The 10687-nt window shown below is 26.2% G+C and carries 10 protein-coding genes; 7 read left to right on the plus strand and 3 right to left on the minus strand.

Features of this window, described 5'->3' with window-relative positions; genetic code table 11:
* Nucleotides 1–780: PTS fructose transporter subunit IIC (locus AC11VW_RS00235; protein ID WP_484299381.1), on the plus strand; the 780-nt coding region annotated here is incomplete at its 5' end.
* Nucleotides 781–958: 178 nt separating this feature from the next.
* Here AC11VW_RS00235 and AC11VW_RS00240 read toward each other — a convergent pair.
* The gene (locus AC11VW_RS00240; RefSeq protein WP_484299382.1) at nucleotides 959–2206 is read right to left on the minus strand and encodes an NAD(P)-dependent oxidoreductase; all 1248 of its coding nucleotides are present in this window, start codon (nucleotides 2204–2206) and stop codon (nucleotides 959–961) included.
* Nucleotides 2207–2416: 210 nt separating this feature from the next.
* Between AC11VW_RS00240 and AC11VW_RS00245 the strand changes: the two genes are divergently transcribed.
* The 5 genes from AC11VW_RS00245 (at nucleotide 2417) to eam (ending at nucleotide 8515) form a co-directional block, all read left to right on the plus strand.
* Nucleotides 2417–3349, plus strand: a complete 933-nt coding sequence (locus AC11VW_RS00245) for a hypothetical protein (protein ID WP_484299383.1) — start codon at nucleotides 2417–2419, stop codon at nucleotides 3347–3349.
* A gap of 109 nt (nucleotides 3350–3458) precedes the next feature.
* A complete protein-coding gene (locus AC11VW_RS00250; protein WP_484299384.1) occupies nucleotides 3459–4547 on the plus strand; it encodes a peptidylprolyl isomerase in 1089 nt (362 codons plus the stop codon).
* A 569-nt stretch (nucleotides 4548–5116) separates the two neighbouring features.
* The gene (locus AC11VW_RS00255; RefSeq protein ID WP_484299385.1) at nucleotides 5117–6694 is read left to right on the plus strand and encodes a hypothetical protein; all 1578 of its coding nucleotides are present in this window, start codon (nucleotides 5117–5119) and stop codon (nucleotides 6692–6694) included.
* A gap of 73 nt (nucleotides 6695–6767) precedes the next feature.
* Nucleotides 6768–6974: a hypothetical protein gene (locus tag AC11VW_RS00260; protein WP_484299386.1), complete on the plus strand. Its 207-nt coding sequence runs from the start codon at nucleotides 6768–6770 to the stop codon at nucleotides 6972–6974.
* A 275-nt stretch (nucleotides 6975–7249) separates the two neighbouring features.
* Nucleotides 7250–8515 carry a glutamate 2,3-aminomutase gene (gene eam, locus AC11VW_RS00265; protein WP_484299387.1) on the plus strand — a complete coding sequence of 422 codons (1266 nt, stop codon included), beginning with the start codon at nucleotides 7250–7252 and terminating at the stop codon, nucleotides 8513–8515.
* A 118-nt stretch (nucleotides 8516–8633) separates the two neighbouring features.
* On the opposite strand, the gene AC11VW_RS00270 is transcribed toward eam, so the two are convergent.
* Complete coding sequence (locus tag AC11VW_RS00270; RefSeq protein WP_484299388.1) at nucleotides 8634–8981, minus strand: hypothetical protein; 348 nt, start codon at nucleotides 8979–8981, stop codon at nucleotides 8634–8636.
* A 229-nt stretch (nucleotides 8982–9210) separates the two neighbouring features.
* Nucleotides 9211–10302: an AI-2E family transporter gene (locus AC11VW_RS00275; RefSeq protein WP_484299389.1), complete on the minus strand. Its 1092-nt coding sequence runs from the start codon at nucleotides 10300–10302 to the stop codon at nucleotides 9211–9213.
* Nucleotides 10303–10488: 186 nt separating this feature from the next.
* Between AC11VW_RS00275 and AC11VW_RS00280 the strand changes: the two genes are divergently transcribed.
* Nucleotides 10489–10687, plus strand: a 199-nt coding sequence (locus tag AC11VW_RS00280) for a hypothetical protein (protein WP_484299390.1), incomplete at its 3' end; no start/stop codon positions are given.

The raw sequence follows: 10687 nt of genomic DNA on the forward strand, positions 1-10687 counted from the left end.
ATGGTAGTAGGTTTTGTAGGTGGATTACTTGCAAATCAAAGTAAATCAGGATTTTTAGGAGCTTTAATTGCAGGTTTTATAGCAGGATATTTAGTATTAGGACTTAAAAAATTATTTAGTAATTTACCACAGTCACTTGATGGCATAAAGCCAGTACTTTTATTCCCTCTATTTGGAACACTTTTAATAGGTATAATAATGACATTAGTAGTTATACCACCAGTGGTAGTTATAAATAATACAATGGTAACATTCTTAAATGGACTTGGTGGAAGTTCAAAAATAGTATTAGGGATAGTATTAGGTGCTATGATGGCAATAGACATGGGTGGACCTATAAACAAAGCAGCATATGTATTCGGTGTGGCATCACTTGAGGCAGGTCAATTTGAAATAATGGCAGCAGTAATGGCTGGAGGAATGGTACCACCACTTGCAATAGCTTTAGCTACGACATTCTTTAAAAATAGATTCACAAAAGAACAAAGAGAATCAGGAAAAGTTAACTATATAATGGGATTATCATTCATTACAGAAGGTGCAATACCATTTGCAGCAGCAGATCCACTTCATGTAATACCAGCATGTATAGTAGGTTCTGCAACAGCAGGAGCATTAAGTATGTTATTTAATGCATCACTTCGTGCACCTCATGGAGGGATATTCGTAGTACCGGTAGTTTCTAATCCTTTAGGATATTTAGGTGCTATAATAATAGGTTCAGTAGTAGGAATGGCACTTTTAGCAGTTTTAAAGAAACCTTTAAATAAAGAAGTATAAATAAGAGATTTACGTTAAAAGTAGATAACTAAAAAATATAGTAATAGATATAAAGTTTCTGCGATACAATTATAATTTATAAAAAATCAGTTATTAGAAATAATATAAGAAAACCTATAAAATTAGAACTAAAGTTCTAATTTTATAGGTTTTTATATTTTAATAGATGCTTTAGTATTTAGGTTTCTGATTTTATAAATTGTTTCAAATAATTATCCATAGAATCACAGACTTTCTTAGCATCTACGACAGCCTGTATAACGGTTTTAGCACCGTTAGTAACATCACCACAAGCATATACACCTTCTCTAGTGGTAAGACCTGCTTCATCTGTTAAAAGAAGTCCACCTTTTTTAACATCAAGACCTTTATTATTTATAACAATAGTGTTTTTAGGGACTTGACTTATAGCAATCAAAATACTATCACATTCATACAGTTCTTTACTATCAGGTATTGTAACTAAAGATGTAGAACCATCTTCATTTACAACCTTTTTAGTACATTCAAATATTATACCTTCATCAACTATTTCAACAGGAGATTTAAATGTTTCAAATAAAATTCCTTCTTCTTTAGCCTCAGATATTTCATGTTTAGTGGCACTCATATCCTCAAGATCACGTCTATAAGCTACGTAAACTTCTTTAGAACCAAAATACTTAGCACTTCTAGCAGCATCCATAGCAACATTTCCAGCACCTATGACAACAACTTTATTTCCTAGGTCATATCTATTAGGAGTTCTTAGATAATCTATAGCATAATGAACATGTCCAAAAGTTTCACCTTTTATATTTAATCTTTTAGGATTCCAAACTCCTGTACCTATGAATATTGATTTATATCCATCTTCAAATAATTTACTTAAAGTAACTACAGGACCTATTAAAGCATTTAGCTTAATTTTAACACCTAATTCTTTTAATCTTTTCTCTAACAAATCAACATTAAATCGTGGCAATCTGAAACTTGGAATACCGTAAGTTAAGATTCCACCTATTTTTTCATTCTTTTCAAATATAGTAACATCATACCCACGAGTAGCCAAATTTAAAGCTACAGTAATACCAGCAGGACCGGAACCTACTACAGCGACTTTAATTTTATTTTGATTAGACTTTTGTAGCTTTATATTTTCTAAGTACTTAGTAGATATTTCATATTCTATATCATGAAAATGTACAGGATCTCCCTTGATACCTTTTATACAGTTACCTCTACATTGATCTTCGTGAGGACAAACTACTGCACATATAGCGGATAAAGGGTTATTCTCAAATAAAATTTTACCAGCTTCTTCAAATTTACCTTCTTTATACAAACTAATTATTTGGGGAATAGGGGTGTCTATAGGACAATTTTTTTGACACCTAGCATTCTTACAGATAATACATTTATTAGCTTCATTTAAATTATTAAGCATGATCTCACCTACCTTTATGACAAATTTTAGCATAATAATACAACCTTTTTTAATATTATAACAAAAATCATGATATATATAAATATTATTGCCATTAAAAAATAAAAAGCATTCAATTAGTTTACTAATACCATATATTTTAGTAATATAATATATGACATAATACTCACAACACTTTAATATTGACTAGTTTTAGGGAGGAATAAATAATTGATAAAAAATTTTATTAATCGTGTAAAAAATTTAGTGGAACAAAACAAAGATGATAAAGAATCTATTGAAAAATTAGATAAAGTAGAGGAAATAGAACTTATACAAGAGAATGAAGAAGTTATAGAGTCAAGTGATAAAAAAAATATAGATGAAGAAATGGTAGATAGTGAAGCAATTATAACTGAAGTAATTGAGACCGATGAGGGATATAATTGTAATGAAATTGCTATTACGAAAGAGAAAGAAATAATAGACGAATCAGAGGAGATAGAAGTAGTAGAAGAAACAATAAATGAACTAGAAATAACAGAAGAAGATGAAGAATACATAAAAGAAATAAAAATAAAAAGAGGAAAAAGCATCATAGCAATAGATGTATATACAAAAGAGCCACAAGTTTTTAAAACTCATAAGGAGTGTAGTAAAAAGCTTAAAATACCTGTAGAATATATACAAGAAAACTTAAAATATGGATATACAGATTATTTAGGGGAAGCTATAAAATACCTAAGTAAAGAATTAGATTTATCTGAGGAAGAGGATATAAATTATTTAGAAAATATCAAGACACCATCTCAAATTTTAACTTCATTAAATAATAAAATCTTTACAATTAAGATGTCAGATGATAAAAGAGATGAAATTTTATGCAATGAGAAAATTGAACCAATAAAGATGCATTATGTATTTGAATGTATAGATGAAGAGTATGATGATTACTTTAAAAAATATAAGTCTATAATCAAAAGAGGTGGAAAGAAAAAGATAGAACTAGTAGACAAAAAAGGGGAAGTTATAGAAATATTTAAATCATTAGATGAATGTGCAACATTCATTAATAAAGAAAAAAATGAAGTAGTCGATATGCTAAAATACAAAGAAACAAAAGTTGGAAGAAATGAGATAAGATATAGCTTAAGAAATATTTAAATTCATATTAAATTCATAACACTTTCATTTATGATTCACACATTCAAAGTAAATATAAGGTAATATAAAATTATAAGCAATAATAAAGTAAATATAAGGGAGGACAGAAATGTCAGAAGATAAAAATCTAAATCAAAGTAACGAAGAAAAATTAAAGGATGAACTAGTAAGCAATGAAAATGAAGTAAAGCCAGAGGTAGTTAATGAAAAATCAAAAAATAATATAAAGGCTATAGCTATAACGGCAGTTGTCGGAATATTATGCTTAGGTGTTGGATTTACAATAGGAAAAGATGAAGGAAGAAAATTACCAGCAACACATAAACATTATAGTAGTAGCAAAGTAATAGCAACATTAGGGGATACAAAAATAACTGAAAAACAACTTAAGCAAAAAATGGAAACTGTGTTTTACATAAATGGAAAACAAAAAATGACAGATGAGCAAATAAAGTCATATGAAGAAAGTATGATAGATTATATGACAACTACAGAAGTATTATACCTTGAAGGTCAAAAGGAAAAAATTAAGGTAAGTAAAGAAGAAATAGAATCTGAGTATGCAAGTTTAGTACAAAGTATATCTCAACAAACTGGAATAGCAGAAAAAGATTTTCTAAGTCAATCTAAAATATCTAAAGAAGAATTAGAAAAAGAAGTAGAAAAAGAATTAATAGCGACAAAATATATGGCACAAGCTTCAGAAGTAAGTGATAAAGAAGCTAAAAATTACTATGATAAAAATAAGGATGAATTCTTAAAAGTAAGAGCCTCTCATATATTAATCTCAAATACAGATGCTAAAGGTAATCCTGTAAGTAAAGAAGAAAAGAAAAAAAATAAGAAAAAAGCTGAAGAAATATTAAAGAAAGCTAAAGCTGGAGAAGATTTCGCAGAGCTAGCAAAAGAATATTCTCAAGATAGTAGTGCTTCAAATGGAGGAGACTTAGATTTCTTTGGAAAAGGCCAAATGGTAGAACCGTTTGAAAAAGCTGTATTTTCATTAAAAACAGGAGAAGTAAATAAAGATGTTGTAGAAAGTCAATTTGGATATCATATTATTAAAAAAACTGATGAAAAACAAGGTGATTTTGACGCTGTAAAACAAGAATTAAAAGATAAATTATCTCAGGATAAGCAAAATAATTTAGTAGCTGATTTAGTTGAAAAATATAATTTAGATGTAAAAGATAGATAAATATAAAAAATACTCTAGGGTTTCCTAGAGTATTTTTTATATTTATTTATAATATTATATAGTGCATCAGGATTTTCGTTTATTCACTTATCGATTTTATATTATTAGCTATACAGTTTATAATTATAATATTTTAGAATATAAATTTAGAAAAATGTTTTAATGTAAATTATTTATCAAATGATACTTTAAAAAATAATATTCAATAAAAAAATATATGAATTTAGTAAATAATCATAAAAACTATTTTAATCGTAAAATAATTTATATATAATAAGGCTAATGATTAGATTTTAATTTAATGGATTATAATTAAAAAGATAAATTATAAAAATTATGTTCTTAGCAATATTTAAGATATGAGGATTTCACAATTTCAATATTAAATATATCTAAAAAAACTAGTTATTTTAGAGGAGAATTATATAAACAAAAGGAATTACTAATAATAGAGACAACATATAAAGTTTAATAAAGAGAGATTAATATATCAGTTTAATATATAAGTTAGAAAAGAGAGATTAATATATATTATAGGTGAAATTAATAGTCACAAAGGATGTGGTTAAATGAGAACTATAAGAAATAAAAAATATAGAAAAATACTCATATTAATATCTATACCTATACTAATGATTGCACAATATTACCTTTTTAAAGTGGGGATTTTACGACCAATGGTAAAAGGAGTAGAGCTTAATATAGAAGAAGGAGACTATGTAGCAGATATAGATCAATATGTAATAAAATTAAATGATAAAGTAACACTATCAAGTGGAGATTACATATCTATACCATCATATGCTAAGGATCCTAATATATGGTTCAATGTACTAGATAATGCTGGAACCTTAAAAATAGAAGGTAATAAGCTAATTGCAGTTAAGGAAGGTATTTCTGCAGTTGGTATTATGAAAAATTCAAGAGTGTTAAGAAAAATAAATGTTAAAGTTATAGACCCAAATGTTCAATATGTAGAAGCAAAATTAGATAATAAATTAGAGTATGTAGGCGATACAGCTCAAATAAGTTCAATAGTTGAAGTGGACTATGACAAATTTAAAGAAAAAGAAAAAGCTACTTATGAAAGTAGTGATCAAAGTATTATAAAAATAACTGGAAATAAAATAGAAGCTATTGGAGTAGGGAAAGCTAAGATTTATGCAAAAGCGAAGGATAAAGAAGATGATTTAGAATTTAATATAAAGGCTAAAGTTTCTAAAATAGATATACAGAATGTGATAGAGATAAAAGTTGGACAAGAAAAAAAATTAAATCCTAAAATAATAACAAAACCTACAGGATTAAAACATCCTAAAGTTGAATATGAATGGGTTGGAAGAAAGCTAAATGTACAAAAAGCTATAAGGTTAGACAATAATGGGACTATAGTAGGGATTAGAGAAGGAGAAGACAAAATAAAGATAACTTGTGATGGTAAAAGTAAAATAATTACTATTAAAGTAGTTGAAGAACCTTTAACAAATCGTAAGATAGAAAACTTAGAAGTAAATTATGATGTGATAGATAATAAATTACAAATATCACTTGAATGGGATTATATAGAAGGTATTTTAGATTATGAAATTAATTTAAGAAATAACTCATTAAAAGAAAGAGAATTCAAAGTAGTTAAATCCATAAGAGTAGATGAAAAAGAAGTTATATCATCTAAGAGAATAAAGGCGACAATAGAAGTGGATTTAATTGATGGTAAGATTCCAGATGTAAGTATGAAGGTAGTAGGGAAAACTAAATTTGGAACAACAAATCCAAGTAACATTATAAACATAAAACCACCTAAAGAAGATATAGAAGAGAATATACAAGACTTAGAAGTTAAAGAGTTACAATTCTATATAGATGAGGAAAATAATGTTGCTAAATTTAACTGGAATGCTATAAATATAAAAAATGTACAATATAGTGTTTATATAAAAAATAATTTAGCACAAGACAGTGGGTTTGTACTACTTGAAAGTGGAATACAATCAAATGAATATATAATGAAACTTGAAGACGGAGAAATAGATATAGATATATATGTAAAAGCAAATCAAGGAGCAAAATATTCTAAAGATAGTAATGTAGTAAATGTAAAAATAGAAAGTATAAATGAAAATATAGATACAGATCAAAACCGTTAAACATAAACCTAGTAATAAAGTACAGTATAAATACATATAAGTAGATATACTGTACTTTAGGGGAGATGTTATTTTGATAAGAAGACATGAACAAATAAATAAAGCATCTAAAGATTTAGCTGAAGACGCTTTTAAAGCATACACAGGAAAAAAAGATTATAAAAGGGCTATAGAGATTTACAGTATATTAGCAACTTATACATGTATTCCTGAGAGTATATCTGATTTCTCTAAAAACATGCTAGGTAGACTTAACAAAAAAATAGAAGAAAATACGTAAGACTATAATCTCGCATATTAACAATATGCGAGATTTATTATTTTAAAAATATCAAAAATAGTGGATAAAATCGATAAAATATTGCTTGAATATTTACTTTACTTGAAAATATATTATATATATGGTAATATATATTTTAAAACAAAATGAATTTGCAAGTGCATATTCATTCGTGAAAAAAAAAAATCTAAATTAAAAATTTACAAAATATTTCAAAATATAATCACATAAGGAAAGGGGGAGTACTAAGGAAGTAACACCTTAGTATACAACTTATGAATGAACAAACTAAAATCTCTTTAGAAAGAGCAGCACAACTAAAATCAAGAATAGAAGACTATATTAATATTAAAGATTCAATCCCAAAAGGAATTGAAAAAGAAAACGAAATAAATAAAAGAAAACAGCATATATTAAATATATTAGGAGCAACAGAAGAAAATTGGAATGATTATAAATGGCAATTATCAAATAGAATAACAGATGCAGATACTTTATCAAAGATACTTAAATTAACAGAAAATGAAATAAATCACATCAAAGAAGTTCAAAGCCAATTCAGATGGGCCATCTCACCATATTATTTAAGCTTAATAGATCCAGACGATATATATGATTCGATAAAATTAATGTCAATACCATCACATATAGAATTAGACAATTCACAAGAAGATTTAGACCCAATGGGTGAAGAATTCACAAATCCAGCAGGAAGTATAACAAGAAGATATCCAGATAGATTAATAATAAATGTAACAAATGAATGTGCAATGTATTGTAGACATTGTCAAAGAAGAAGAAATATAGGACAAGATGACTGTCATAACAGCAAAAAGGTTATACAAGAGTCTATAGACTATATTAGAGAAAATAAAGAAATAAGAGATGTACTTATAACTGGAGGAGATCCATTAACATTAAAAGATGATATGTTAGAGTGGATAATCAGTGAAATTAGAAGTATAGAACATGTTGATTATATAAGATTAGGAACTAGAACACTAGTTACAATGCCACAAAGAATTACAGACGAGTTTTGTGATATGATAAAGAAATACCATCCAATATATATAAATACACACTTTAACCATACAATGGAGATAACTAAAGAAACTAAAGAGGCTTGTGCTAAATTAGCTAATAGTGGAGTTCCATTAGGAAATCAAGCAGTGCTTTTAAATGGGGTTAACAATGATAAATATGTAATGAGATGTTTAAACCATGAATTACTTAAAATAAGAGTTAAGCCATATTATATATTCCATAGTAAACATGTAAAAGGAACTGCTCACTTTAATACATCTGTAGATGCAGGTTTAGAAATTATGGAATATTTAAGAGGTTACACATCAGGAATGGCAATACCAACATATATAATAAATGCACCAAAAGGAAAAGGAAAGACTCCATTATTACCACAGTATTTAATATCAAAAGGAACAGACTATATAATGATAAGAACGTGGGAAGGTGAAGTTATAAAGGTAGAAGACACACCAGCTGTTGATATAAAAAATAGGATAGAAAATAGTATAAGATAAATTCAAATAATTAGTTGTAATAAAAGAGAGTGGAACAATTTTAAATATATTATTATAGATATAGGTTAGATAGTCTAATATGACTATCTAACCTATATCTTTTTTTATATTGTACAATCTAAGAATTAGTAACTAATTCAAGATATCCACTTGGATGGAAGAAATAAATGCTACAAGTAGTTTTGTCAACAAAGTATCCTATATCAGTTTCAACATTTGGTAAGAAAACATACCCCTGAAGATTTTTAGATTTTAAAGTCTCAAATTGGCTAGCGTCTCCTTGATAAATATAATCTACTTTATTATTATATTTCAAAAGAAGTTCTTTTGCTTCTTCTACTGTTAATTGTTTATGGTCAATTGAAATGCTGTTATAAGAAGATTGTGCAAATATCAATTGTGACATTGGTTTAGTTAAAAACAAGCATGTACATAAAATAAATGAAACTATAATTGCTTTTTTCATAATATACCATCCTTCATAATTATATTAAGATACTAGTTTATTTAATGAATAAAACAAATTCTATATAACTATAATATCTATATATAAATATTACCATAAACTACAATAAATATAACAGTTACATACCTGTTACTTATAATTACAATATCGTAATTAATTTATGTAAAAAAATATAGAATAAGTAGATTATAACTACTTATTCTATATTAAGATAATAAATATTCACAAATTATAAATTCATATTATTGTGTTTGTATTCAATAAATTCACCAAGATATACTTTTATAACACCCATTATAGGAACTGATAAAATCATACCTGGTATGCCAAAGAACCCTCCACCAACAGTAACCGCAAGTATAGTTAAAAATGGACTAAGGCCTAATTGTCCACCAACTATTTTAGGCTCTATAAATGCAATTTCAATTTGTTGAACTAACAATAAATAAATTAAAGAGAATAAGGCTATGCTTGGATCATAAAATAAATTTATTAAAACAACAGGAGTCATACCTATTATTGGTCCAAAATATGGAATTAAATTCATAACACCAATTAAAATACCAAATAATAAAGAATACTTTGAATTTATGAAATAAAGTCCAATTACTGATAATAATCCAACTATAAAGGAATCAACTATTTTACCGGTAAAGTATTTTCCTATATTAGTGTTTAAAGTATGTCCAACATCTAATGTTAATTGTGCATATTTTTTACCTAAAGTAATATACAATAATTTTTCATAAAAAGAAAAGAAGCTTTCCTTTTCCAAAATAATGTAAAAGCAAATTATAAATGCTAAACCAAATTGAACTATAAATTTAGATATAGAAAAAGTAGTAGTAAATATTTGTCCTAAAGATCCTATAAGTAAATTACTAATTTCAGGCATAGCAGACATAAATTTATCTCCTATTTCTTTTAAAGTATTTGGATCAACAGTTTTCAAACTATTGCCAGTTTCAATAAGAAAATTTTGAGTTTTTTCAACATATAATGGGAATTGATTAATTATATCAGCTAAGTTACTTATAATAATAGGAGCTGTAAATAATATAAAAGAAGCTAATAAAATTAGCAACATTCCATAAGTAATAAGTAGTGCAAAAATTCTTTTTAACTTTAATTTTACTTCTAAAAAATTAACAATAGGAGTAAAAATATACGCTAGTATAAAAGCTATGACAAATGGAGTAAGCAGCGACAAAAATAACTTGAATACACCAAAGAAGTATTGATAGCTATCTATAAATTTAATTAAAATATAAGACACAACTATAGTAAGTATAATGCTTAGGTAAAATCTTTTATCTTTCAAAATAACACATCCTTTTTAATTATTAATTAATATTATTAAATTGAATCAATATATGTATTATACAATAAAAATATTATTAATACATATACATATATATATAATAAAAATATTTGTAGTTATAAAAATTAATAGTTTGATAACTATAAATATTTTTTTTGAATTTATAAATCAAAAGTTGATTTTTATATGGGGGTGATTAATATAGAGTATGAAGTAGTAGCGAAATATAATGGAGATATATTAAGATTACAAAATGAGCTAGGTGTATCTGTAGAAATTTTAGGATACAACTACGCCATAATAATATCAGATTCAGAAGAAAAGATAAATCGTTTATTAGACTATTCAGAAATAGAGTATATAGAAAAGCCATTTATATTAGAAA

This window comes from Romboutsia sp., assembly GCF_056995035.1.